This window comes from Pseudomonas sp. BNK-45, from assembly GCF_047456255.1.
Classification (GTDB): Bacteria; Pseudomonadota; Gammaproteobacteria; order Pseudomonadales; family Pseudomonadaceae; genus Aquipseudomonas.
This window is the reverse complement of the sequence record NZ_CP179909.1, coordinates 2,118,999-2,141,981: the sequence shown is the minus strand read 5'-3', so window position 1 is coordinate 2,141,981 and position 22,983 is coordinate 2,118,999. Positions and strand designations below refer to the sequence as shown.

The 22,983-nt window shown below is 63.1% G+C and carries 24 protein-coding genes; 15 read left to right on the top strand and 9 right to left on the bottom strand.

The features are described 5' to 3' along the window. Positions 1-6 precede the first annotated feature (6 nt). Both ACMGG8_RS09985 and ACMGG8_RS09980 read left to right on the top strand, forming a co-directional pair. The gene (locus ACMGG8_RS09985) at positions 7-588 is read left to right on the top strand and encodes a DedA family protein (RefSeq protein ID WP_060844544.1); all 582 of its coding nucleotides are present in this window, start codon (positions 7-9) and stop codon (positions 586-588) included. A 120-nt stretch (positions 589-708) separates the two neighbouring features. Then, entirely contained in the window at positions 709-1,956 is a 1,248-nt protein-coding gene (locus tag ACMGG8_RS09980; RefSeq protein ID WP_414159521.1) for an aspartate aminotransferase family protein, read from the top strand. 24 nt (positions 1,957-1,980) lie between these two features. Here ACMGG8_RS09980 and ACMGG8_RS09975 read toward each other — a convergent pair whose 3' ends face one another. The 3 genes from ACMGG8_RS09975 to ACMGG8_RS09965 form a co-directional block, all read right to left on the bottom strand. Continuing rightward, entirely contained in the window at positions 1,981-2,565 is a 585-nt protein-coding gene (locus ACMGG8_RS09975) for a hypothetical protein (RefSeq protein WP_102860366.1), read from the bottom strand. 4 nt (positions 2,566-2,569) lie between these two features. Next, the gene (locus tag ACMGG8_RS09970) at positions 2,570-3,010 is read right to left on the bottom strand and encodes a DUF3592 domain-containing protein (protein WP_232513179.1); all 441 of its coding nucleotides are present in this window, start codon (positions 3,008-3,010) and stop codon (positions 2,570-2,572) included. A gap of 146 nt (positions 3,011-3,156) precedes the next feature. Further along, positions 3,157-3,987 carry an amidohydrolase family protein gene (locus tag ACMGG8_RS09965; RefSeq protein WP_129406500.1) on the bottom strand — a complete coding sequence of 277 codons (831 nt, stop codon included), beginning with the start codon at positions 3,985-3,987 and terminating at the stop codon, positions 3,157-3,159. A 152-nt stretch (positions 3,988-4,139) separates the two neighbouring features. Here ACMGG8_RS09965 and ACMGG8_RS09960 point away from each other — a divergent pair, with 152 nt between their 5' ends. Then, positions 4,140-4,766 carry an SMI1/KNR4 family protein gene (locus ACMGG8_RS09960; protein ID WP_414159520.1) on the top strand — a complete coding sequence of 209 codons (627 nt, stop codon included), beginning with the start codon at positions 4,140-4,142 and terminating at the stop codon, positions 4,764-4,766. Between the two features lie 10 nt (positions 4,767-4,776). Here the strand turns inward: ACMGG8_RS09960 and ACMGG8_RS09955 are convergent, their stop codons facing one another. After that, entirely contained in the window at positions 4,777-5,481 is a 705-nt protein-coding gene (locus ACMGG8_RS09955; RefSeq protein ID WP_146189193.1) for a hypothetical protein, read from the bottom strand. Between the two features lie 229 nt (positions 5,482-5,710). Here ACMGG8_RS09955 and ACMGG8_RS09950 point away from each other — a divergent pair, with 229 nt between their 5' ends. Next, positions 5,711-6,580 (top strand): DUF4087 domain-containing protein, encoded by an 870-nt coding sequence (locus ACMGG8_RS09950; RefSeq protein WP_060844551.1) that lies wholly within the window; start codon positions 5,711-5,713, stop codon positions 6,578-6,580. Here ACMGG8_RS09950 and ACMGG8_RS09945 read toward each other — a convergent pair. From ACMGG8_RS09945 to ACMGG8_RS09930, 4 genes are all read right to left on the bottom strand, one after another. Then, positions 6,577-7,374, bottom strand: coding sequence for a GNAT family N-acetyltransferase (locus ACMGG8_RS09945; RefSeq protein WP_414159519.1), 798 nt, complete (start codon positions 7,372-7,374; stop codon positions 6,577-6,579). The two genes, ACMGG8_RS09950 and ACMGG8_RS09945, sit on opposite strands and share 4 nt — an antisense overlap. A gap of 1 nt (position 7,375) precedes the next feature. After that, complete coding sequence (locus ACMGG8_RS09940) at positions 7,376-7,852, bottom strand: HIT family protein (RefSeq protein ID WP_414159518.1); 477 nt, start codon at positions 7,850-7,852, stop codon at positions 7,376-7,378. A 111-nt stretch (positions 7,853-7,963) separates the two neighbouring features. Continuing rightward, the gene (locus ACMGG8_RS09935) at positions 7,964-9,571 is read right to left on the bottom strand and encodes a 5-guanidino-2-oxopentanoate decarboxylase (RefSeq protein ID WP_414159517.1); all 1,608 of its coding nucleotides are present in this window, start codon (positions 9,569-9,571) and stop codon (positions 7,964-7,966) included. Positions 9,572-9,695: 124 nt separating this feature from the next. Then, complete coding sequence (locus ACMGG8_RS09930) at positions 9,696-10,616, bottom strand: LysR substrate-binding domain-containing protein (protein ID WP_060842013.1); 921 nt, start codon at positions 10,614-10,616, stop codon at positions 9,696-9,698. A 224-nt stretch (positions 10,617-10,840) separates the two neighbouring features. On the opposite strand from ACMGG8_RS09930, the gene ACMGG8_RS09925 reads away from it, so the two are divergent. The 9 genes from ACMGG8_RS09925 (at position 10,841) to ACMGG8_RS09885 (ending at position 19,455) form a co-directional block, all read left to right on the top strand. Then, positions 10,841-11,635 carry an ABC transporter ATP-binding protein gene (locus tag ACMGG8_RS09925; protein WP_016966681.1) on the top strand — a complete coding sequence of 265 codons (795 nt, stop codon included), beginning with the start codon at positions 10,841-10,843 and terminating at the stop codon, positions 11,633-11,635. Between the two features lie 49 nt (positions 11,636-11,684). After that, the gene (locus ACMGG8_RS09920; RefSeq protein WP_060840928.1) at positions 11,685-12,458 is read left to right on the top strand and encodes a transporter substrate-binding domain-containing protein; all 774 of its coding nucleotides are present in this window, start codon (positions 11,685-11,687) and stop codon (positions 12,456-12,458) included. A gap of 51 nt (positions 12,459-12,509) precedes the next feature. After that, positions 12,510-13,223 (top strand): ABC transporter permease, encoded by a 714-nt coding sequence (locus tag ACMGG8_RS09915; RefSeq protein WP_047305985.1) that lies wholly within the window; start codon positions 12,510-12,512, stop codon positions 13,221-13,223. Positions 13,224-13,232: 9 nt separating this feature from the next. Continuing rightward, the gene (locus ACMGG8_RS09910) at positions 13,233-13,937 is read left to right on the top strand and encodes an ABC transporter permease (RefSeq protein WP_060840930.1); all 705 of its coding nucleotides are present in this window, start codon (positions 13,233-13,235) and stop codon (positions 13,935-13,937) included. A gap of 43 nt (positions 13,938-13,980) precedes the next feature. Continuing rightward, positions 13,981-15,162, top strand: a complete 1,182-nt coding sequence (locus ACMGG8_RS09905; protein ID WP_414159516.1) for a pyridoxal phosphate-dependent aminotransferase — start codon at positions 13,981-13,983, stop codon at positions 15,160-15,162. A gap of 105 nt (positions 15,163-15,267) precedes the next feature. Then, positions 15,268-17,013 (top strand): amidohydrolase, encoded by a 1,746-nt coding sequence (locus ACMGG8_RS09900; protein ID WP_414159515.1) that lies wholly within the window; start codon positions 15,268-15,270, stop codon positions 17,011-17,013. Then, entirely contained in the window at positions 17,013-17,939 is a 927-nt protein-coding gene (locus ACMGG8_RS09895; RefSeq protein ID WP_103740484.1) for a CobW family GTP-binding protein, read from the top strand. Before ACMGG8_RS09900 ends, ACMGG8_RS09895 begins: the two co-directional genes overlap by 1 nt. A 127-nt stretch (positions 17,940-18,066) precedes the next feature. Further along, complete coding sequence (locus tag ACMGG8_RS09890) at positions 18,067-18,564, top strand: DUF6622 family protein (RefSeq protein ID WP_414159514.1); 498 nt, start codon at positions 18,067-18,069, stop codon at positions 18,562-18,564. 189 nt (positions 18,565-18,753) lie between these two features. Next, on the top strand, positions 18,754-19,455 hold the full coding sequence (locus ACMGG8_RS09885; RefSeq protein ID WP_414159513.1) for a hypothetical protein: 702 nt from the start codon (positions 18,754-18,756) through the stop codon (positions 19,453-19,455). 100 nt (positions 19,456-19,555) lie between these two features. On the opposite strand, the gene glyA is transcribed toward ACMGG8_RS09885, so the two are convergent. Then, positions 19,556-20,911, bottom strand: coding sequence for a serine hydroxymethyltransferase (gene glyA / locus ACMGG8_RS09880; protein WP_414159512.1), 1,356 nt, complete (start codon positions 20,909-20,911; stop codon positions 19,556-19,558). 531 nt (positions 20,912-21,442) lie between these two features. Between glyA and ACMGG8_RS09875 the strand changes: the two genes are divergently transcribed. Both ACMGG8_RS09875 and ACMGG8_RS09870 read left to right on the top strand, forming a co-directional pair. Further along, positions 21,443-22,045 carry a helix-turn-helix transcriptional regulator gene (locus ACMGG8_RS09875; protein ID WP_108545245.1) on the top strand — a complete coding sequence of 201 codons (603 nt, stop codon included), beginning with the start codon at positions 21,443-21,445 and terminating at the stop codon, positions 22,043-22,045. Beyond that, positions 22,032-22,916 (top strand): queuosine precursor transporter, encoded by an 885-nt coding sequence (locus ACMGG8_RS09870; RefSeq protein ID WP_108545244.1) that lies wholly within the window; start codon positions 22,032-22,034, stop codon positions 22,914-22,916. The genes ACMGG8_RS09875 and ACMGG8_RS09870 overlap by 14 nt, the downstream gene beginning before the upstream one ends. The last annotated feature ends 67 nt before the right edge of the window (positions 22,917-22,983 follow it).

The window sequence follows — 22,983 nt, the reverse complement described above, 5'->3', positions numbered from 1 at the left end:
TTGCCCATGCTCGAACACCTCGACCTCAATGCCCTGATCGCCGCCTACGGCTACTGGGTGATCTTCATCGGCTGCCTGCTGGAAGGCGAAACCGTGTTGATCCTCGGCGGCATGGCGGCGCATCAGGGCAGCCTGCACTGGCCGCAAGTGATCGGCTGGGCCACCCTCGGCGGCATCCTCGGCGATCAACTGCTGTTCTGGACCGGCCGTTACTCCGGAGCGCGCCTGCTGCCCAGGCTCAAGCGCCATCAGGCGGCCATCGAACGGGTCCAGGGGCTGATCCAGCGCTACCCTTCGACGTCGGTGTTCGCCGTGCGCTTTCTCTACGGCATGCGCCTGGTCGGCCCGATGGTGATCGGTGCCAGCGGCCTGGCGCCCTGGCGCTTCGCCCTGCTCAACGTGCTGGGCGCGGCGGTCTGGGCCGTCCTGTTCGTCAGCGCCGGTTACTGGGCCGGCGAAGCCCTGGAGCATTTCCTCGGTGACCTGAAACCCTACCGCCTGCCGATCTTCCTCGGGGTCCTGGCGCTGGTGGCCCTGATAGCGCTGGTGCGGCACCTGCGCAACCGGCGCAAGGCGCAGCAAAAATGAGCTAAAGGCCGCAACACATCGGTAATTTTCATACTGACCCGACGACTTTATTTCGTTTGTCCCGGCCCCCCGGCCCCGGCTTAGATAACGGCTCGTTTCCGGCACCCAGAGCCCGCATCCATGAGCCACGAGAACATCAGCCGTTCAATTTCCACCGTCCACCCGATCCGCCTCAGCCACGGACGCAACGCCGAGGTCTGGGACAGTGACGGCAAACGCTACATCGACTTCGTCGGCGGTATCGGCGTGCTCAACCTTGGGCATTGCCATCCGCGCATCGTCGCGGCCATCCAGCAGCAGGCCACCCGGCTCACCCACTACGCCTTCAACGCCGCACACCACGAGCCCTACATCGAGCTCATGCAGCGCCTGGCGGACTTTATCCCGGTGAGTTACCCGGTCAGCGGCATGCTTACCAACAGCGGCGCCGAGGCCGCGGAAAATGCCCTGAAGATCGTGCGCGGGGCCACTGGGCGCAGCGCGGTCATCGCCTTCGACGGCGGCTTTCACGGGCGCACCCTGGCCACCCTCAACCTCAATGGCAAGGTGGCGCCCTACAAGCAGAAGGTCGGCCTGCTGCCGGGGCCGGTGTATCACCTGCCCTACCCCAGCGCCGACAACGGCGTCAGCTGCGACGAAGCCCTGAAGGCCATGCAGCGCCTGTTCAGCGTGGAAATCGCTGTCGAGGAAGTGGCCTGTTTCATCCTCGAACCGGTGCAGGGCGAAGGCGGCTTCCTGGCCCTGGACCCGACCTTCGCCCGGGCGTTGCGCAGCTTCTGTGACCAACATGGCATTTTGCTGATCGCCGATGAAATCCAGTCCGGCTTCGGCCGCACCGGGCAACGCTTTGCCTTCTCTGCCCTGGGCATCGAGCCGGACTTGATCCTGCTGGGCAAGAGCATTGGCGGCGGGCTTCCGCTGGGGGCCGTGGTGGGACGCAAGGAGTTGCTCGACGCGTTGCCCAAGGGCGGCCTGGGTGGCACCTATTCCGGCAACCCGATTGCCTGCGCAGCCGCCCTCGCCACCCTGGAGGAAATGACCGACGAGCACCTGCAAACCTGGGGCGAGCGCCAGGAACAGGCCATCGTGCAACGTTATGAGGGCTGGAAAGCCGATCGCCTGAGCCCCTATCTGGGACGCTTGACCGGGGTCGGCGCGATGCGTGGCATCGAGCTGGTCAACGCCCATGGCGAACCGGCGCCGGAGCACCTGAGCACCCTGCTCGGCAATGCCCGGGAGGCCGGGCTGCTGCTGATGCCCAGCGGCAAGTCGCGGCACATCATCCGCCTGCTGGCGCCCTTGACCACAGAACCTGAGGTGTTCGAGGAAGGCCTGGATATTCTCCAGGAGTGCCTGGCGCGCCTGTGATTCCCGGCGCGCCTCCGGGCGCGGCTAGAACAGGTAGCCCATGTAGGTGGCAATGCCGCCACCGGCCTGTGGTCCGACGTTCATACCCGCCATGACCACGGCGCCCTTGGCCGAACGCAGCAACTGCTCGTTGACCTTGATCGAAGCCATCATGGTCGCCGGGTTGCTTCCCAAAACGACCGCCAGGGCCAGTAGCTTGGGGTCCAGGCCGAACAGCAGGGCCGTGGCCGAACCGCCCACCACCAATCCGCCACCGACTTCGGTATAGAAACAAGGCCCGGTGATGTCGTCCTCGGTCAGGTCCCGGCTGCGAAGGGCATCGCTGACAAAGACCTTGCCGGTGCTGGGAAAAGCCTCCGCCGCACCGGCACCACTGACGCTCTTGCCCTTGACCTGGATATTGACCTTGCCGAAACGCGGCAGGCGTCCACCAAAGCCGGCGCCTACCCCCAGACCGCCGTAGCGATAGCTGACGTCCTTGCCCTGGGGCGAACGCAGGGTGATCGACCCACCACCGCCGGCCACGAGGGCGATGGTCAGGCCACCGCCGCTGGCGGTCTGGTAGAGCCATTTACTTTCGTTGACCGGAATCGGAATGCTGAGGTTCATGGGGTCAAAGTCCTTTTGCTTTTTGTGCGGCTCGTCCGCGCTGGCTGATGACACCCACCAGGCCGGCCAGGGTGAATACCAAACCGATCAGGCCCAGCACACCGGGAGTGCCCCAGAGTGCCGCGGGGTCATCGATGACCGCGCTGTTGGCCGGCCGTTCGGGCTGGTAATAGACCCGCACCGGCTGATCCTTCTGGTAGCCGAAGATAAAGCCGCCCTGGGGGTAGGAAATTTTCTCACCGCTGCCGGTGGTAAAGGCGATCTCGGGGTGCGAACCACCGGCGTTCAGGTCACTGACGATACCGTCGGCGGTCTGGGCACTGGCGATGAATTCGCGACGCTCGAGGGTGAGGTTGCCGGCGATGACCAACAGGCCGATGCCGATCAGAACAAACAGCAGACCCTGAAGGATCTTGCCGAGGCGTGACGGGGTGGAGTTAGCCATGGGCTGTCTCGATATTCGTCCGTGAAAGAGGGAGGCCACGATAGCAAGAAACCTCCGACCAAAAAAACCGCTGCCGCGCGGCAAGCGCAATCTGGCAGCGGCGTTCAGGCGCCCGGGCCAGGCGGGTGAGCGTCTGTTGCCGACGCTTACAAACCGAATACCCGACGGGCATTGCCCTGGAGGAATTTGTCCGCAATGGCCGGCGGAAGTTCCAAGGCGCGTACCTGTTCCAGGCATTTTTTCAGCGACAGCTGGGGAAAGTTGCTGCCGAACAACACCTTGTCCTGGCCATAAGTGCGCATGAAATGCAGCAGCTGCGGGGGGTAATAGGCCGGCAGGTAGGCGGAGGTATCGATGTGAATGTTGTCGTGCTTCCAGGCCAGGCCGATCATCTCGTCGGTCCAGGGATGCCCGATGTGTCCCCCAACAATCACCAGTTCGGGAAAATCCAGGGCCACCTCGTCCAGGTACGGCACGGGCCGCCCGGTTTCCGACGGCATCAGCGGCCCGGTATGACCAACCTGGGTACAAAAGGGAATGCCCAATTCGATGCACTTCACATACAGCGGGTAATACCAGCGGTGATTGGGCGGCAGTTTCCATAACCAGGGCACGATGCGCAGAGCCTTGCAGCCCAGTTCCTTGACGGCTCGCTCCAGCTCGGCCACCGCCGCCATCGGCCGGCTCAGGTCCACCGTGGCCACGCCGACGAAACGTTCGGGAAAGGCCCGGGTGTAAGCCGCAATCTCATCGTTGCTGAACACCCAGCCCTCGGGCCGGCACCAGGCCGAAAGCATGAGTTTCTCCACCCCAGCCTGATCCATCAGTTCCACGGTCTGTTCAATACTCAGGGCCTGGTCGAGCCAATGCGCGGATCCGGACTTCTCGAACAACCGCGCCACTTCCGGCAACAGCGCCCGGGCACGGCCGTTGGCCGGCTGCGCCCAGGCATCGATGGCTGCGAATTTCAAGGTCATTGGGCGGTCCTCCCTGCTGTATTCATGATCGAAACCACAGGCTAGATCCGGACCTTGCCGCCAACAATGTCCGCAGCGCTCATCAGGCTTGACCCATGTGTTCAAGCCATGGATAAAGCTTTCCCCTTTCCGCCCCCTCGCAAGGACGCTCCATGACCGATCAAACCACCCCCGAACAATGGCCACCCGCCGGCTGCCCGCCCCTGGCCTGGCCGGACCTGCCCGATCAGGCCGCGCGGCGAAGCTGGTACCTGGCGGTCATCGGCGCCTACGGCGCGCTGTGGGAAGGCCACGTCAACCAGCCGCAACTGTCACCAGTTGCCGAGGACGCCCTGCTGGCCCTGGAACAGCGCCTGGGCTGCCGCCTGCCCCCTTCACTGCGTGACTATCACCGGCAACTGGGGGTGCTGTCCCTGGCGGAAGTCCTGTGCAGCGTCGAGCCCGGAAACATCTGCATCCAGCCTCTGCTGGAGGCCTACCCCGGCATCGTCGATATCCCCGAGAGCGATCTGGACCTGGCGCTGGCACACCAGTTGATCGCTTTCGGCGACTACCTGGGCAACGGCAACCTGTTCTGCTTTCACCGCGAAAGCGGCGCGGTCTACTACTTCGACCACGACACAGGCGCGGCGCTGACGCGCTTCTTCGACTCGCCCGAGGAGTACCTGGATGCCCTGATGCTGCTGTGCCTGGCGGAGGTGTATGACGACGATGACGGCGGCGAAGCGCTGATCAGCCAGCGCTACGGCGAGGACCTGGTGCGCAAGTGGCGCTATTGACCCCGGCGCTTCATTTACCTGCCCCTGCGCGCTGCCGGGCGCAGTAGCCGTCGCCATTGGGCTGAGACTGCAAATCAGTACAGCCGCCCCCCATGAACGTCGCCAGCGCGGCAAAGGGCAGCATGAGCATCACCTGCGCGATGCCCCGGGCCTGGGCATGCGGGTCCTCGACCTTGCGCAGAAAGTCGTGCTCAGGGGCCGCTGTTTCGGTTTGCAGGGTGGCCCAGAGGGTGTAGCGAAAGGCGTGTGCTCCAGGCCCCTGGCCACCGACACGCCGACAGGCGTCCAGCGCCTGGATGGCATAGACTTCCCCCACCTGACGCGGCGCTCCCGCCGGGCGGGCCTGACGGGCGTTGAAGTCATCGATCAGGGTGGTGAGCTGCATCTGGTCCGCCTGCTGAGCCGCCTGGCAATCGCCCTCGGCAGGGAACTCTCGGCTGGTGCGGGCCAGCGTATCCAGCCAGTTCCGGTAATCGGTGTAGAAACCGAACTGGCTGCCGTCCGGCAATTCCTGCTGATACAGCTTGATGGCCCCGACAAAGTGCTTGCCGGTGTCGGTCAGCCGCTGCACCTGTTCGCGGCTCAAGGGTTGATTGAGGGTGTAGCCATACACCTGCGGGCCCTCGACCGCCGGCCTGACCGGCGCCGTAGTACAAGCTCCCAGCGATGACAGGATGATCGCCAGGTTTAAAACACTGCACAGCATCCGTTGCATGACAGGCCCCAGGGCAGGTGGACGGCTCGTTGGCCAGGCGCGAGATTACGCCATTTCCCAGCCGCTGTTTCGGCCAGGCTTGCCGAAGCCTTAACCCAATCAGCAACAGGCATGCTGCTGCGACGCTGACGAGCGCCTGGTGCTATCTCGACGGCCCCTCTGCCCGACTTGACGCGCCCGAAGCAGCGCTCCATTGTCCCCGGCCCTGCCTCTCGAACAAGGATGCTCCATGCTTCAGCGCGTCATGCTCTGCACTCTGCTGACCGTCATCGCCCTGCCCGCGTTCGCCGCTCCGGCCAAGGTCGAACGTCGTTGCGGCTGGTTCGAGAACCCGACGCCGGCCAACGCCACCCTGACCGACCGCGACGGCGTCTGGGAAATTGCCAGCCAGGGCGGTTATCAGGCCGAAGGCGACTGGCCCACCTTCAACGACCAGCAATGGGTGCGCACCAACAATCATTACGGCTACGGTTGTGCCTGTGTCAGCGCCAGCGCTGATCCACGGACTCATCGCCTCGACCAGTTGCACAAGGCCCAGGCCCGCCCGCTGTCCGCCTGTCGCAACGATCCCAGGCTGTATGAACCCTTGCGGGAGGAAGACGGGATACCGGTATTGCCCGAGGATTCGCCACGCTTCAACGGACCGGGATTCAGCCTGCAGTACCCCAAAGGCTGGAAGCTCAGCCAGACGCAGAACTGCCTCACCCTGGACCATCCGAAAAAACGCCCAAACGAGGAGTACACCCTGCACCTGTGCCTGCGGCAGGGCAGCCTGGAACAGGCCGCCGAGGAGCTGTTTTTCTATCAGGAAAACGGCGTCTGGATGCGCAGCGCCGGAAGGGATGCCCCCAGCCCGGTGCAGGACATTTCAGGCCCCGGCTGGAAAGGCTTGCGAGCCTATCAGACCTGCGGCATCAGCGATGAGGAAACCGGTTTTCACGCCTATGGTGGCACCTGCCTGATGGCGTTGCTCGACAGTGGTCGGCGTCAGGTGGTGGCTGACAGCGTGGGGTTCTTCCAGGACTTCGCGACCCTGGACGCGATCCTGCACTCGATCCGCTTCGACCCGGTGCCAGCGGCGCAACAGAACCCGCACTAAGGCACGGCCCGATACAGGGTCTGCAGGTGGGACAGGCGCAGGCCGCAGTGCTCCAGGTTGCGCCGGCTTTGCGAGTTCAGCAGGGCGGTGGCCGCCACACTCTGGGCGCCGAGGGCGGCGGCCTGCTGCAAGCGATGGGCGATCAGGGCCCGGTGATAACCCTGGCCCCGGGCGGTCCGAGCGGTAAAGGCGGTGCCCAGGTAGGCCAGCGCGTTGTCAGCGATGAACAGCGCCGCCCCGGCCACTGCAACGCCCTGCTCGCGCAACAGGTACAAGTGCCCACGGTCCTCATTGAGCAATCCACCGAAGGCCGCCTGATTGACCGGTCGGGCCGCCGCAGGCGTTTTGAAACTGTCCCCGTGCAGCACGCAGAAGTCTTCCAGGGTCGAGGCCGTCACCGGTTCGATATCCAGCGCTGAAGAGGGCGCGACACGCGGGTCCACCGAGGCGAACAGCTGCCCGTGGGTCCAACCCTTGAGACGCTGCAACGGCTGCCCCTCAAGCTCCAGGGTGTTCGCCACCTTGGCTGACTCAGCGATCAAGGCGATCGCCGGGGCGTAGGCCGCGCAAGTCTGTAACAGATCGGCCAGGCTGCGCGCCTGTTGCCCGCAGTCGCCATGCACCCGGTTCATCATCGGACTGGGATTGCCGGCGACCACGAAGGCGCCACACTCCGGCTCGCCCAACAGGCTGGCCCGATAGGGGTTGCCCGGCAGATTCGCCAGCCCCTGAACCCGCGCCCGCAGGTATTGGGCCTCCGCATATTCAAGGGCCAGCGCGCGACGGCGGTCCATATCAGCGGTTGCCCACCGGTGTTTCACTGACCCAGGGCACGCGCACCTGTTCGGCGATGCCGGCGGCCTGCTGCTGCAGGACGTCCAGTTTCGCGCGGCGCCCGAACACCCCAGTGAAATGCAGCAGCAAGCGCCCGGCAAACCCCAGGGCATCGCCACGCTTGCGCGGGATCAGGTGCAGGTGGGCATGCGCAATGTGCTGGTTGGTGGCCCGACCATCATTGACCAGCAGGTGAGTGCCTTCGACGCCGTAGCCGGCACGCCGCTGCGCCGCCAGCAGGCCGTCGAACACCTGATACAGGTGCTGGCGGACGAAGCCGGGCAGTTGCTCGAGCTTTTCCACATGAGACTGGGGAATCAGCAGCACATGGCCCCGCCCCAGCGGATGCACGTCCATGAAGGCCATGCAGTGTTCATCGCGGTAAACCACGGCCGCCGGCAGGGTGCCGGCGACGATCTGGCAGAAAATGCAGTTCATCCCTGAATCCTCAAGTGACAAGGTGCGTCCTGGCGAGCGCGGCCAATGTAACCCAGCTTGTCCCTTGAAGGCCCGCTCCTTGTCGGCCCGAGTGCCGAACCGGCCGGCGGATCAGTCCAGGGCCAGGTAGGCCCGGGCGTCGACCTCGATCATCACCGGCTGCCGAGTGTCCTTGAGGCTCTGCAGCAAGTCCTGCAACTGCCCTGGCGTGTCGGCGCGATGGTGCGCCACGTGGAAGCTTTGGGCCATGGCCTGGAAGTCCGGGGTGAGGATGTCCACCCCCAGCGGCGCGATGTCCCGGGCCTGCATGTAGTCGCGGATCTCGCCGTAGCACTGGTTGTTCCACACCAGCAGGATCACCCCGACCTGCGCTTCCTTGGCGGCGATCAGCTCGCTGCTGGCGAACTGCAGGCCGCCGTCCCCCACCAACGCCACCACCGGACGCTCGGGCTGTGCCAGCTTGGCGCCCATGGCTGCCGGCAGGCCGTAGCCCAGGGTGCCGTAACCGCTGCCGGCGTTGAACCAGCTGGCCGGGGCCGGTGCCTGGTAGCCGCAGGCGCCCTGGTACACCGGTTGGGTCGAGTCGCCCACCAGGATCGGGCTGCCCAGGGTGTCGCGCAGCAGGTCGAGCAAGCCCTGCAAGCCTTGTTGCTTGGGCGTCCAGCCGGTGCGTTCGGCCTGGTTCACGCGTTGCACGCTGTCCAGCGCCCAACGACCGCGAGCGCTGGGTGGCGCCACTTTGCCAAGCAAGGCTTGCAAGCCTTCCAGGGCATCGCCCACCAGGCCGACATGGGCCCGTTGCACGCCCATGACCTGCATCGGGTCGATGTCCAGGCGGATCAGCGAACCCTTGAAGCGCAGCGGCCCGAGGCCGAAGAAGTCGTAGTCGGTTTCCCCCAGTTCGGTGCCCACGGCCAGCACCACGTCGGCCTCATCGATCAGGGCCCGGCCATGGGCCGACGACTGCACGCCGTCGAGCAGCAACGGATGGCCACAGGGCAGCAAGCCGCGGGCGTTGGTGGTCAGGGCCACCGGCGCTTGCAGGCGTTCGGCCAATTGTCGCAGGACCTCGGCGCAACCGCGGGCGCCGCCGCCGGCCAGGATCAGCGGCCGGTGGGCACTGTTGAGCAAGGTCGCGGCCGCCTCGATCGAAGCCCCGGCAGGCGCCGGTGCACCGGGCAGGCTGCGGGGCATGAGGTTGAGGTCGGTGGCGGGCATGTCCAGCACATCCAGGGGAATCTCGATGTGCACCGGCCGTGGCCGCGCGCACTTGAACACGGCAAAGGCACGGGCCAGGAGCTCCGGCAGTTCCGCAGGCGATTGCAGGGTATGACTGAAGGCACAGACCCCGGCCACCATCGCCCGCTGGTCCGGCAGCTCATGCAGGTGGCCATGGCCCAGGCGCAGGTGCTCGCGACGGTTGACCGTGGAAATCACCAGCATCGGCACCGAATCGGCGTAGGCCTGGCCCATGGCGGTGAGGATGTTGGTCATCCCCGGACCGGTGATGATGAAGCACACTCCCGGCTTGCCGCTGGCCCGGGCATAGCCGTCGGCCATGAACCCGGCGCCCTGTTCGTGCCGCGGACTGACATGGCGCAAGCGGCTGCCGTGCAGGCCGCGATACAGCTCGACGGTATGCACGCCGGGAATCCCGAACACCGTGTCCACGCCATAACCTTCCAGCAAACGAACCAGGGACTGGGCACAGGTGGTCATCGACTACTCCTCTTGTTCTTATGCGTCCGGACGACACCCTGCGCCCGGCTGATGTCGAGGGACATTAGTCGCTGCACCCGAAGGACAACAATCGAAAAATATCGCCGCGATTGCTCAATAAAATTCACGCTTTGCCATTGCGCCGGGGTTCCGGGTGCAGGCGGGTGATGCCCTGCAACTGCGACTTGACCCATTCGCTGAAGGCCAGCACCACCGGGCGCTCGGCCTTGAGCAGGTCGGCCACCAGGTAGTAGCCGCGGTTGGATTCGATCTCGGTGCCGAAGGGTTGCACCAACTGCCCCCTGGCCAGGGCCTCGCCGCTGATCAGGTTGTCGCCCATGGCGATGCCCTGGCCGGCGATGCAGGCCGACTGCACGAAGTGCGCGTCGGCAAACACGATGCCCCGGCGCACATCGACATTCGGCGCCCCGGCCGCCGCCAGCCAGACCCGCCAGTCGGAGTAGTCGATCATGTGCAGCAGCAGGGCGTGGTCCAGGCTGTCGAGGGTTTTCAAACCGCCCATGGCATTGACCAGGCTCGGGCTACACACCGGGAAATAGCGCAGGGAGACGATCTTCTGCACATGCTGGTTGGGCCAGTCGCCCATGCCGTAGGCGACGAACAGATCGACGCTGCTGTCGCTGGTGTCGCCCGGGGTGCGGGGTGAAACCAGCTGCAATTCGACCTGGGGATACAGCGCCTGGAACTCGGCGATATGGGTGCACAGCCAATAGGTGGCGAACCCCGGCGGGCTACTGATGCACAGTCGCCCGCTGACCTGCTGGCCGTCGGAGCGCTGGCCGGCCTCGAGGATATTGGCCAGCAGCAGGTGAATGTCCCGGGCATAGCGCTCGCCCTGGTAGGTGATGCGAATGCTGCGGCCCTGGCGCTCGGTCAGGGCAAACCCCAGGGTCTGCTCCAGGCTCTTGATCTGGTGGCTGATGGCGCTGGGGGTCAGGTTCAGCTCATTGGCGGCTTCGGCGACACTGCCCAGGCGGGCCACCGCGTCCAGCGCGCGCAGAGCGGTCATGGAGGGATAACGCATACCGATCAGGCCTCGACTGCAAAAAACGAGTGCCAGCACCATAGCCGCAATCGCGATCCGGCAATAGCCTTGCCCGTCGCCGAAAAAATCCCCGACTGCTGAAAAAAATTACCGCATCGGGCTAAAAATGCTCGATTGACCCCAGGCCATCGATGGCTAATTCTCCAGCCCTACCCTGTGCCGGGTACTGCCCGGCCATCGCACAATAACAAGAGGGTCGACCCTTGCAATCGCAGCCCAACTCCGTCAATCCCGTGGTGGCGATCGATGATCTGCACAAGAGCTACGCCGATCACCACGTGCTCAAGGGCATTGCCCTGCGCGCCAATGAAGGTGAAGTGGTGTCGCTGATCGGCTCCAGCGGCTCGGGCAAAAGCACCCTGCTGCGCTGCATCAACCTGTTGGAAATTCCCTGCAGCGGCAGCCTGCGTATCAATGGCGAAGAAGTGCGCCTGAAGACTGATCGCGCCGGCAACCCCCAGGTGGCCGACCCGGCCCAGGTGGCACGCTTGCGCACGCAATTGAGCATGGTGTTCCAGAGCTTCAACCTGTGGCCCCATCGCAGCGTGCTGGAAAACGTCATCGAGGCGCCGGTGTATGTCCTCGGTGAAGACCGCAAGGACGCCATCGCCCACGCCGAGCACCTGCTGGAAAAAGTCGGCCTGGCCAACAAGCGCGACGCCTTCCCGTCCTTTCTCTCCGGCGGCCAGCAACAACGGGTGGCCATCGCCCGGGCCCTGGCCATGCGCCCCCAGGTACTGCTGATGGACGAACCGACCTCGGCCCTGGACCCGGAACTGGTGGGCGAAGTGCTCAAGGTCATCCAGGGCATCGCCGAGGAAGGCCGCACCATGATCCTGGTGACCCACGAAATGGCCTTCGCCCGGGATGTGTCGAGCAAGGTGATGTTCCTTCACCAGGGGCTGGTGGAAGAGGAAGGCCCGCCGCAACAAGTGTTCCTCAACCCGGTCAGCGAACGCTGCCGGCAATTCGTCATGGCCCAGGAAAACCGCGTCTGACGTCCCGCTTCAATCCTTGAAAACAACAACTTCGATAAAGGGTAAAGCCATGAAAAACCTGCTCAAGGTGCTCGCCACCGGTTGCCTGTTCAGCGCATTGGCCAGCCACGCGGTGGCCGCCGACAAGATCGTCTTCGGCATCGCCCTGGAACCTTACCCGCCGTTCTCGATGAAAAGCGGCAACGGCGACTGGAGCGGCTTCGAACCGGAGCTGATCAAGGCCCTGTGCGAACGCATGCAGGCCCAGTGTCCGCTCAAGGAAGTGGCCTGGGACGGTTTGATTCCGGCCCTGCAATCGAGCCAGATCGACGCCATCCTCAACTCCCTGAGCATCACCGAGGAGCGCGAGAAGGTCATCGATTTCTCTGCGCCCTACTACCAGACCCCGGCCATGTGGGTCGCCGACCAGAGCCTGGAACTGGTCACCACCCCCGAAGGCCTCAAGGGCAAGCTGATCGGCGTGCAGGGTTCGACCTCCAACGCCACCTTCGCCAAGACCTACTACGGCAAGACCTCGACCCTGCGCTACTACACCACCCAGGACGACATGATCGCCGACCTGCAGAGCGGGCGGATCGACGTGATGCTGGCCGACGCCCTGACCATCGAACCGATCCTCAAGACCACCGCCGGGGCCGGCCTGGCGGACAAGGGCCTGGCGCCGAAAGACCCGCTGTTCGGTTCCGGCATCGGCGTCGGCCTGCGCAAGGGCGACAGCGCCCTGCAACAGCGGATCAACACCGCCCTGGCCTCGCTCAAGGCCGACGGCACCTACGACAAGATCCGCAGCCGCTACTTCAGCGTCGACATCTCTGCCAACTAAGCCGTCCGGTGCGCCCGCTCGCGCGGGCCGCCGGCGTTGACTGGATACGTCATGATTTCTCTGTCCGACCTTTCCCAACTGTTCGTCGCCGACGGCTGGCTCGGCGCCCTGGCCCAGGGCGCGCTGGTGTCCTTGCAGATTTCCGCCGGGGCCTTCGTCCTCGGCCTGGGCATCGGCCTGCTGGTGGCGATGATCAAGCTCAAGGGCCCGCGCTGGCTGGTGAAGCTGGCCAACGTCTACACCACACTGTACCGGGCCATGCCCGAGCTGCTGCTGATCCTGCTGCTGTACTACGCCGGCACCGACCTGTTGAACATGGCCATGGCCGCCATGGACCGGCCAAGTGTCACGGTCAACGGCTTCATTGCCGCGGTACTGGTGCTGGGGATTGTCCAGGGCGCCTATTCGGCGGAGATCATCCGCGGCGCGATCCAGGCCATTCCCCACGGCCAGATCGAAGCGGCGCGGGCCTACGGCATCGAGCGCTGGCTGCTGGTGCGGCGCATCCTGCTGCCGAGCATGCTGCCCTACGCCATGGCCGGGCTGTCGAACCTGTGGCTGGTACTGGTCAAGGACAGCGCGCTGATCAGCATCGTCGGCTACAGCGAACTGCTTTCAGTCGGCAAACAGGCGGCCGGTTCCACCAAGCACTACCTGGTGTTCTACCTGGCGGTCGCGGCTTTCTATTTCGTCATTACCCTGGTGTCCGGCAGCCTGTTCCGGGTGCTCGAGCGTCGCACCAATCGCTGGCTGCCCCAGCACTAGGAGACTCGGATGGACTTTTCCTGGATCAACGGTTTTTCCGCCGAACTGCTGCGCGGCCTGGGCATCACCCTCAAGCTCCTGCTGCTGAGCGGGGTCTGCGGCTTTGCCCTGGCGGTGGTGGTGGGCCTGGGCCGGGTGTCGCGCAATCCGTTGCTGCGTGCGCCCATGCAGTTCTACATCAGTGTGTTCCGCGGCACGCCGCTGCTGGTGCAGATCTACATCCTCTACTACGGGGTCGGCAGCCTGTTCGCCGCCTACCCGCCGATCCGCGGCAGCTTTCTCTGGCCCTACCTGCGCGAAGGCTTCTGGTACGTGGCCCTGGCCCTGACCCTGAGTGTCGGCGCCTATGTCGGCGAAGTGCTGCGCGGCGGCCTGCGGGCCGTGCCCCGGGGCGAGCTGGAAGCCGCCCGCGCCTATGGCATGGGCTACTGGCTGACCCTGCGCCGGGTCTGGCTACCCCGGGCCCTGGAGCTGGTACGCCCGACCCTGGTGGGGGAATGCGTGCTGCTGCTCAAGGCCACCGCATTGGCCTCCACCGTGGCGGTCACCGACCTGCTCGGCGCCGCCAACCTGGTGCGGGCCCAGACCCTGAAGGTCTACGAACCGCTGCTGGCGGTGGCGCTGATCTACATCGTCCTGGCCTTTGTCATCGAACACCTGTGCGCACGCCTGGGCAACGCCTCGCAGACTCAGCGGCCACAGCGTCAGGCCTGAACCCATTCATTGCGCGGGCAACCGAGCCCGTGAGGAGCACAACATGCGTTATTCACCTTTCGTTCAGCGCATCAGCGGCGAATCCGTCAGCGCCTGGGACATCCACTACGCGGCCATCGAGGCCCGGGGCCGCGGCGAGGACGTGATCGTCCTCAGCGTCGGTGATCCGGACTTCGCCACCGATGCACGTATCAGCGCCGCCGCCAGCGCCGCCCTGGAACAAGGCGACACCCATTACACCCACGTCCTGGGTCGCCCGGCCCTGCGCGAAGCGATTGCCGCCAAGCAGCGACGCCTGCTGGGGATCGAGGTCAGCGCCGACAACGTGGCCCTGGTGGCCGGGGCGCAGAACGGCCTGTTCGCCACCTCGCTGTGCCTGTTCAGCAGTGGCGACGAAGTGCTGGTGCCGGAACCCATGTACCTGACCTACGAGGCCTGCATCCACGCCTCGGGGGCCAGGATCGCCTGTGTGCAGCAGCCGGCGGCCAACGGCTTCCGCCTGACCGCCGCGGCCCTGGAAGCGGCGCTGACCGACAAGACCCGGGGCATCGCCCTGGCCACCCCGTGCAACCCCACCGGCAACGTCTACAGCCGCGAAGAGCTGGAAGCCGTGGCCGAAGTGGCACGCAAGCACGACCTGTGGGTGATCTCCGACGAGGTCTACGGGCAACTGACCTACGACCGCGACCACCTGAGCATCGCTTCGATGCCAGGCATGGCCGAGCGCACGGTGATCCTCAACAGCCTGTCGAAAACCCACGCCATGACCGGCTGGCGCGTGGGCTGGGTGATCGCCCCGCCGGCCCTGGTCGGGCACCTGGACAACCTGCTGCTGTGCATGCTCTACGGCCTGCCCGGGTTTATCCAGGAAGCCGCGCTCAAGGCCCTGGAGCTGGATGAAGAAGTGATCGGCAGCGCCCGCGAGGTCTATCGCCGGCGCCGCGACCTGGTGGTGGCCGGGCTCAAGTCGGTGCACCTGCTCGATTGCCGCGAGCCCGAGGCCGGGATGTTCATGCTGGTGGACGTGCGCCGCACCGGGCTGTCGAGCATGGATTTCGCCTGGCAGCTGTTCCGCGCCACCGGGGTCTCGGTGCTCGACGCCCAAGCCTTTGGCGCCAGCGCCGAGGGCTTCGTGCGGATCTCCTTCACCGTCGCCGACGAGGTGCTCAAGGACGCCTGCCAGCGCATCGCCGGCTTTGTCGAAACCCTGGGCGCACAACGCTAGACAACAACCCTCGCCACAGTAGCCCGCACAACAAGAATGCATTTGAGCTTGTCGCCCATTTTTCCGCCCACCTTTGAAGGGCCCCCTGCTTGAGAGGTTGACCCCGTGACCGCTTCCGACCAATTCAACTCCACCCATAGCGCCGTTGATCAATACGCCGAACTGGTGCTGCACAACGGCCGGATGTACACCCTCGACCCGGCCCAGCCCTGGGCCGATGCCGTGGCCATCCGCCAGGGCAAGCTGATCGCGGTGGGCAGCCTCGCCTCCCTGGCTTCGCTGATCGGGCCCAACACCCGACAGCACGACCTGGACGGGGCCTTCTGCATGCCCGGCCTGCACGACATGCACACCCACCCGGACCTGGCCCTGGCGCCGCGCTACGCCGACGACCTGGACGTGGGCATCGAAGATCCGACTCCCGAGCAACTGGCGGCGGCGATCCACGCCTACGCCGACAGCCACCCCGGCGACGGCTGGATCTACGGCCAGTACTGGGTCCGCTACACCTTCCGCGAAGCCGGCCTGACCCCGGGCCGCGAGTGGCTCGACAGCGTCATGCCGGATCGCCCGGTGGCCCTGCTGGACCGCATGTGGGGCACCATGATGGTCAACTCCAAGGCCCTGGAACTGGCCGGCATCGATCGCCACACCAGTGACCCGCGCAACGGCTACCTGGAGCGCGATGAACTGACCGGCGAACCCAACGGCCTGCTGATCGACGGCGCCTACGCCCTAATCCACGCCGCCATGCCGCCGACTCCGGTGTCGGTACTGCGCCGCGCCTACCGTGATGGCGTGCACTTCCAGACCTCTCGCGGGGTCACCGCCACCAAGTACGTGCACGTCTGCGAGAACCGCCTGCAGGCCCTCAAGGAACTGGACGATGCCGGTGAGCTGACCCTGCGGGTGGAGGCGGCCATCAGTTGGCAGGACGATATCTTCCCGGTGCGTCGGCGCTGGGAGCTGCTCAGCGGCGAGCGGCATTTCTATCGCAGCGCCCGCCTGAATGCCAACGCGGTGAAGTTCCACTTCGACGGCACCGTGGAGCCCAAGTCGTCCTATCTGCTGACCCCTTGGCCGGAAGAGTCGAGCTGGCGCGGCAAGCTCAACCTGACCCCGGAACACATCACCGACATGGTGGTGGACATGGACAAGCGCGGCCTGCGGGTGATCGCCCACTGCACCGGCGACGGCGCCTCCGACGTGTTCCTCGACGCCGTGGCCGAAGCCCGGCGGCGCAACGGCAACAGCGGCATCCGTCACCAATGCGCCCACAGCACCCTGCTGCACCCGGGCAACCTCAAGCGCTTCCAGAGCCTGGACGTGATTGCCGAGTTCTCCCCGGCGGCCTGGTACCCGACGCCATTCGCCAGCGGTGCCCGCTCCGGTTACGGCCATGAGCGCCTCAAGCGCATCTATGACTTCAAGGGCGTGCTGGCGGCCGGTGGCATCGCGGTGTTCGGCACCGACTGGCCGGTGGCGTCCATCGACCCGTGGCTGGCCCTGGAAACCATGGTCACCCGGCAGAACCCATGGAACCAGGAACCCGACACCTTCGGCGACCCCATCAGCCTGGAACAGGCCCTGCAAGTGGCGACCCTCAACGGCGCCCACGCCATGGGCCTGGAACACCTGACCGGCAGCCTGGAGGCTGGCAAGTCGGCGGACCTGATCGTCCTTGACCGCAACCTGTTCGCTCAAGGGCCGCGCAACTACATCCACCACACCCAGGTGCAACTGACCTTCGTCGAAGGGCAACTGGTCTACGACCGCCAGGGCATCTTCAGCGACACGCCGTTGCAGGCGGTGTGGGAAGGCCTGCCGCCGGTGATCGAGGGCAAGGAATAATGAACAGCACCCCGAGCATTCCGGTCACCGTGGTTGCAGGCTTTCTCGGCGCTGGCAAAACCACCCTGCTCAACCGCATGGTGCAGCGCGCCGACAGCGGCCGGCTGGCGGTGATCGTCAACGATTTCGGCGAGCTGAACATCGATGCAGCGATCATTGCCGAGGTCACAGACGCGGTGTACAGCCTGCAGAACGGCTGCATCTGCTGCACCGTGCAGGAGGACCTGCTGGCGCAACTGGTGAGCCTGTCCAAGCTGCGCCCGGCCCTGGAACGGATCGTCATCGAGTGCAGCGGCGTCTCCGATCCACAGCGCATCGTGCAGACCATCGGCTACCCACAGCTACGCAACCGCCTGCACCTGGACGCAGTGATCACCCTGGTGGACGCCAGCGGCTACCAGGACCTGGAAGGGGAAATGGCCCGGCTGTCCCGGGCACAGGTGGCCTGCGCCGACTGGGTGCTGCTGAACAAGGCCGACCTGGTGAGCGCCGAGCAATTGCAGAGCATTCGCGCCAGCCTCGGCCATCGCGCCCCGGTGTTCGACACGGTGCAGGCCGAGCTGCCGGCGGAGTTGCTGCTGACGCCGCCGGTGCGCTCCACCGAAGTGCTGTTCAAGGCCCTGCCCCAGGCCCACGACGAACTGTTCGAAAGCTGGGTGTGGAAAAGCTCGCGACCGCTGCAGCCCAAGGCTTTGCGCGACTGGCTGGCGCGCCTGCCCGCCGACCTGCTGCGCCTCAAGGGCCTGGTGCGCCTGGAAGGCAATGAACAGCCTTACTGGTTGCAGCATGTGGGCAACCGCAGCCAGTTCACCCTGGCCGCCGATCAGCCCACCGAGCATGCCGCGCAATTGGTGTTCATCGCCCGCCGGGGCAGCGATCTGCGTCAGGAACTGGAGGCTGGGGTCAGCGATACGCAGGTGCACTGAGCTTCAAGCGGCAAGTTTTCAGCCGCAAGCGGCTGCGGTGCGCTGTGCCGAGGGCGAAGGCTTCACGTCGGCGGATACAAAGCGCACCATGGATCGCTCATTTTCCGCTGAAGCAAGGACGCTATAGATGCTCGATATCCTCCAAGGCACGCCCCTGTGGGTGTACGCGGTCTTCGCCCTGGTCTGCTACTACGGTCTGCGTGCCCTCGCCAGCACTCGCGAGAGCCGCCGTTCGCTGCTGCTGACACCGGTGATCCTGCTGGTCTGGTCGCTGTGGTCGGTGAATCTCGGCGAGCATCCGTTACTGGCGCTGGGCGCCTGGGCCGGTGGTGCCGCACTCGGCAGCCTGCTGGCGATGCTGTTGTTCTCCAGCGCCGGCGTGCTACTGGAGTCCGGCGGCGAGGCGATCCTGGTGCCTGGCACCGTGAAGATCCTCGCCATCTCGCTGCTGTTCTTCGCGGTGAAGTATTGGATCGGCTATCAAACCGCCGTGCACCCCGAACAGGCCGCCAGCGTGCAGATGCTCGCTATCAGTGGCGCTGCCGCAGGCTTTACCGTTGGTCTGTTCTGCGGGCGAGCACTCAAGCTGTTCCGCAACTTCCGGCAACTGCGGCTCAACGCCTGAAAGCGGTGCGGCCATGCCCTTGGAGCACTGGGGAATCTTCGCCGTGCAAACCGGTCTGTAGGGACGGTCCTGTTGGGCGGGTCGCTTGGTCCGTGACATTAGGGGCCGGGTCCAATAGATTAGGCGCCCCCGAAAATCCCCCTGGGCCTTTCGCGCCTCAAACCTGTTAAACCAAGTAGTGGATGTTCAATGCCTGATTCCAACACCGAAGAATCCGTAATCGCCCTGTCCAACAAGGCCGAGTACGAAAACGCCATTCATCTTTCACAACACGTGTCCCAGGCCAAGACCATCAGCGAGATGGTGCTCGACGCCTTCCACACCTCGAAAGAAAGTGACCAGATTCGCGAACTGCGTGCTGCGATTCGCCAGGCCCACGACCGCTTTGACGACGACACCGCCTATGAACTCATGGGCCAGCTCAAGCAACTCAAAGACGCCGAGGCCGCCGACCTGGCCGCCCTGGAAGACCTGAGCAAGAAATTCCCCATCAGCCGGATTCTCTCCAGCTACAAGGACGACCCGGACTTCCAGGAACTGGTCTACGGCCTGGCCCTGAAAGTGCTGAACCAGACGCACCAGGCCATCAGCAACCCCAGCGGCGGCAAGAGCAAGGCGCGGCCGAAGAAGGAAATGGAAGTGTTCGCCATCAGCAAGGACGGCATCAGCGTCATCCTGCCGATGCGCCCGCGCTCCAAGGCCAACGTCGACCGTGAAGCCTTCGAGTTCCTCGGTTTCAGCTTTGTCGGCGAAGGCGATGAGGCGGAACTGGAAAGCGAAATGTTCATCGACAAGAACGGCAACGAGCAGCAAGCGACCCGCAAGAACATCATCACCGCGATCCAGCAACAGACCGCATTCGAAGGCTACAGCGCGCAACAACAGCTGTAACCCGGCCCTGTAGGAGCGAGCTTGCTCGCGAAGGCGTCAGCCCGACCTGAGCGCCGAGAAAAAGCCCCGTACTTGTGTGTGAAGTCGGGGCTTTTTGTTTTCAGCGATCCCCGTACTCACGGATCGGGTACATCGCGCACAACGCTTCGGTCTGTTGCCGGAACTGCTCCTGCAATCCGGGCTCCAGGGTGTATTTCTGCTCGCCGTGGGGCTGCACCTGATCGAGTATCCGGCACACCAGGTCGACGATCTGGCGACACCCTTGGGCGTCCACGTGGCGCTGGGCGATGGAGCCTGTGCCGATACACAAGCCATTGGCGGCAAATGATGATCGGTTTTCCCTCGGACCGCGTTTTTTGCTGACGATGATTCCACACTTCTCCAGCGCCGATTCGGCGATGGAGCCGCTGATGCCGCCACGCAAGCGCAGCAAGATCGTGTGATTTTCCGTTCCTCCCCCCACGACCTCGTAGTCCCGCTCCATGAACGCGCAAGCCATTTCATCTGCCGTGACGCGAATCCGCCCCATGTAGGCATCAAACAGCGGGGACATCGCATAGCCCAACGCGGCAGCCTTGGCGGCAATCACGTTGACGGCAGGCGCGCCTTGCATACCGGGGGAAACCGCTTGTTCGAGAACCCGGCGAAAACTCGACCTCAGTCCAGGCACTTTGGTGTCTGCATCACGACCGGAGAGAATCAGACCTCCACGCGGGCCGGCGAGCTGCTTGTGGGTGCAGGTGATTGTGACGTGCGCGGCATCGATCGGGCTCGGATGGCGCCCTGTGGCCACCAGCCCGGCGATATGGGAAATATCGGCAAGCACGATGGCCCCGGCCTCATCGGCAATGGCACGAAAGCGCTGGAAGTCCACGACCCGAGAATGGGCCGTCGCCCCGCAAATGATGATCCGCGGACGATGGGCCATCGCCAGTTGGCGCACTTCTGCGTAATCGATCTCCCCCTGGGATGTGGTGCCGTAGCGAACAGCCTTGTAGTTGGCCTCCGTGAAGGCTTCCACTCGGCCATGTGCAAGGTGCCCACCCTGTTCGAGGGCCATGCCCAGGATCGTATCCCCAGGCTCGGCCAGCGCCGTCAGCACCTGGTAAATGGCATTCGAGGCCGAGTGTGATTGCACGCAGGCGTATTGGGCAGAGAACAGCTCCCGAGCGCGTCGGATCGCCAGAGCCTCAACCCGATCAACGTTTTCACACCCACTATAATGACGCCGGCCGGGAGCGCCCTCGACCGTGACGTTGACCAGCGCCGAGGCTGATGCCGCCAAGCTCCGGGGGCCGGCCGCGCAGGAAGATGAAACCAAAGACAGTGTGCGGTGTTGGCGCGTGACTTCCGCGTCCAGGATGCTTGCCAGCTCCGTGTCTTCAGCGCGCAGATCAGCCAAGCCACGTCGCAGCAGGTCGGCCTGGGTCCTGAGTGGTTCAGTGTCAGCTGCCATTCTTCTGTGTCCCTTCCTTGTGTGTTGCGCGCCACGAACGACAGCACGCTTCCTGGGTATCACGTTCGTTTGTCTGCATCGGGCTTATCCAAGCCTCGGCGTCAGACTCTATAAGCCGCAACAAAATTAATCAAAGAATTAAACATTTTCCAAATTAAATGATGCTTTTTGCCCAGGCAGAAAACATCAACCCTGCGTTGCGGCTCAATACCCAGCAACGAGGAGCAAGACGACAGATTTTTGGGGCTTTATTCCCCTGGCTGACGCATGTAACACTTACCCAGCGCGGCGCCCTCACGAATCGAATTTCCCCCACGATTTGATCGCCCCACATAACAACAGCAGAGCAACCCAGGACGGATGCAGGCTGACTAAAGGAGTAGTAGCGAATGGGTAAAAATCAAACACTAACCTGAGCACTTTCGCTGCAGTAGCCCAGCGCTTGGCATCAAACATGCCGAGAGCCACACACGGCACAACTTCTATAAACGTCTCGATGCCTGACGACTATAAGGAAATGGTGAGCATTTGATGCACAGAAGAGAAAGAACAGAGTATTTGAAGAGCAATATCAAATACCTGATAAAAAGTCGCGGCGAGACGCAACTGTCTTTGTGCAACGCTAGTGGCCTGACCAGAACGACCATATACAACATACTGGAAGGTAAGGTCACTAATGTTCAGCAGTCCACCATTCGAAAAATCTCCGACTTCTTCGGTGTCTCCTACGAAGAAATAGAAACTATCGACTTTGAAGAAAAGGAGATTATCGAAAGCAGCATCTCACCTCAAGGCAACATGAATCCCGCCGCCGTACCAATCATCAAGGAAAGTTTGTTGATCGCCAATCTTGATAGGCGCATCGGCGAACTGGCCACGCTTTATCCACTGACCTATTATTTCGGCACATCTTACAACTTGATAGCGGTGCTGCTCGAGAATGAAATATGTGACATGAATGAGCCTGGCGACCTCTTGATCGTGCAAAAAGGGTCATCGACCGACGACAAGGAAAAACTCGTTTACAACAGGCTGACAAAGAAACTGTTCATCGTGAACACTCCGTACTCCAGCTCAGATGATATGTGCGTTGTGGGAGACATCATCGAGGAGCGATTCCATGACAGCATTTGAAAGTGAAATTGAGAACAGCAAATATAAATTATTGGGCTTTGAAAACAATAAGAACCTAGCCGTGATTATGATTATCGCTACGGGCAAGGTCATCAAAATAAAGCTGAGCGAAGTACTGAACAGCGAAATAATGGACAACCTGAACAAAATGGAAATCAGAAACCTATATAAAAAATTCTATTCTCAAGGAGGAGCACTTACTGCCTACGACCTGAATGATCGCCATGAAAACTCATGGATGATTTATATCATCCTGAACCTGCTACTTTTTACATTCTACATTTTCACAAGTATTGCAGCGACAAAGCCAATTTATCTGGAGTCGCTCAATATCATCATCACTCCCGGCACCTTTCTTTATCCCCTGACATTTTTGATCGTTGACCTGCTGAACGAAAACTTTGGACTCAGACTTGCTAGAAAAGCCATTTTCTTTGCTTTTGCAAGCAACGCAATGATCATCATCTTGCTGTATGCGTCGACCTTCCTCCCTGGATTGCCCGACTGGAAGCTCGACAAGCCCTATAACGACGTCATCATTCAGGTGACCTCCGTATTGATCGCCTCCTCCGTCTCTTTCCTGGTTTCGGAAAACGTCAACTCATACTTACTATGCAAAATAAAGGAGCTGACAAACTCCAGATTCCTCTTCCTGCGTATATTCTTGAGCACCTTGTTTGCAGTGATCATCGACAGTTTCCTGTTCTGCTACATTGCTTTCTATGGAGCAATGCAGAACAACGATATTCTGAGCATGATTTATGTCCAGATCGCGATCAAAGTATGCTTTGCCTTCTTCAACATTCTGCCTGCCTATGGTGCGCGATCACTATTCAAGAGATACGTGACAGACAGCCAGATAGCTAAATAGACGCACCGCCAGCTTAAGCCATTGAATTCAACACTCACCTATTTCAAAGACAGGTGCAGTGTTGAAT

Coding starts and splice junctions, on each gene's coding strand:
- ACMGG8_RS09985 (WP_060844544.1), top strand. CDS start 7: ATGCTCGAACACCTCGACCTCAATGCCCTGATCGCCGCCTACGGCTAC.
- ACMGG8_RS09980 (WP_414159521.1), top strand. CDS start 709: ATGAGCCACGAGAACATCAGCCGTTCAATTTCCACCGTCCACCCGATC.
- ACMGG8_RS09975 (WP_102860366.1), bottom strand. CDS start 2,565: ATGAACCTCAGCATTCCGATTCCGGTCAACGAAAGTAAATGGCTCTAC.
- ACMGG8_RS09970 (WP_232513179.1), bottom strand. CDS start 3,010: ATGGCTAACTCCACCCCGTCACGCCTCGGCAAGATCCTTCAGGGTCTG.
- ACMGG8_RS09965 (WP_129406500.1), bottom strand. CDS start 3,987: ATGACCTTGAAATTCGCAGCCATCGATGCCTGGGCGCAGCCGGCCAAC.
- ACMGG8_RS09960 (WP_414159520.1), top strand. CDS start 4,140: ATGACCGATCAAACCACCCCCGAACAATGGCCACCCGCCGGCTGCCCG.
- ACMGG8_RS09955 (WP_146189193.1), bottom strand. CDS start 5,481: ATGCAACGGATGCTGTGCAGTGTTTTAAACCTGGCGATCATCCTGTCA.
- ACMGG8_RS09950 (WP_060844551.1), top strand. CDS start 5,711: ATGCTTCAGCGCGTCATGCTCTGCACTCTGCTGACCGTCATCGCCCTG.
- ACMGG8_RS09945 (WP_414159519.1), bottom strand. CDS start 7,374: ATGGACCGCCGTCGCGCGCTGGCCCTTGAATATGCGGAGGCCCAATAC.
- ACMGG8_RS09940 (WP_414159518.1), bottom strand. CDS start 7,852: ATGAACTGCATTTTCTGCCAGATCGTCGCCGGCACCCTGCCGGCGGCC.
- ACMGG8_RS09935 (WP_414159517.1), bottom strand. CDS start 9,571: ATGACCACCTGTGCCCAGTCCCTGGTTCGTTTGCTGGAAGGTTATGGC.
- ACMGG8_RS09930 (WP_060842013.1), bottom strand. CDS start 10,616: ATGCGTTATCCCTCCATGACCGCTCTGCGCGCGCTGGACGCGGTGGCC.
- ACMGG8_RS09920 (WP_060840928.1), top strand. CDS start 11,685: ATGAAAAACCTGCTCAAGGTGCTCGCCACCGGTTGCCTGTTCAGCGCA.
- ACMGG8_RS09915 (WP_047305985.1), top strand. CDS start 12,510: ATGATTTCTCTGTCCGACCTTTCCCAACTGTTCGTCGCCGACGGCTGG.
- ACMGG8_RS09910 (WP_060840930.1), top strand. CDS start 13,233: ATGGACTTTTCCTGGATCAACGGTTTTTCCGCCGAACTGCTGCGCGGC.
- ACMGG8_RS09905 (WP_414159516.1), top strand. CDS start 13,981: ATGCGTTATTCACCTTTCGTTCAGCGCATCAGCGGCGAATCCGTCAGC.
- ACMGG8_RS09895 (WP_103740484.1), top strand. CDS start 17,013: ATGAACAGCACCCCGAGCATTCCGGTCACCGTGGTTGCAGGCTTTCTC.
- ACMGG8_RS09890 (WP_414159514.1), top strand. CDS start 18,067: ATGCTCGATATCCTCCAAGGCACGCCCCTGTGGGTGTACGCGGTCTTC.
- ACMGG8_RS09885 (WP_414159513.1), top strand. CDS start 18,754: ATGCCTGATTCCAACACCGAAGAATCCGTAATCGCCCTGTCCAACAAG.
- glyA (WP_414159512.1), bottom strand. CDS start 20,911: ATGGCAGCTGACACTGAACCACTCAGGACCCAGGCCGACCTGCTGCGA.
- ACMGG8_RS09875 (WP_108545245.1), top strand. CDS start 21,443: ATGCACAGAAGAGAAAGAACAGAGTATTTGAAGAGCAATATCAAATAC.
- ACMGG8_RS09870 (WP_108545244.1), top strand. CDS start 22,032: ATGACAGCATTTGAAAGTGAAATTGAGAACAGCAAATATAAATTATTG.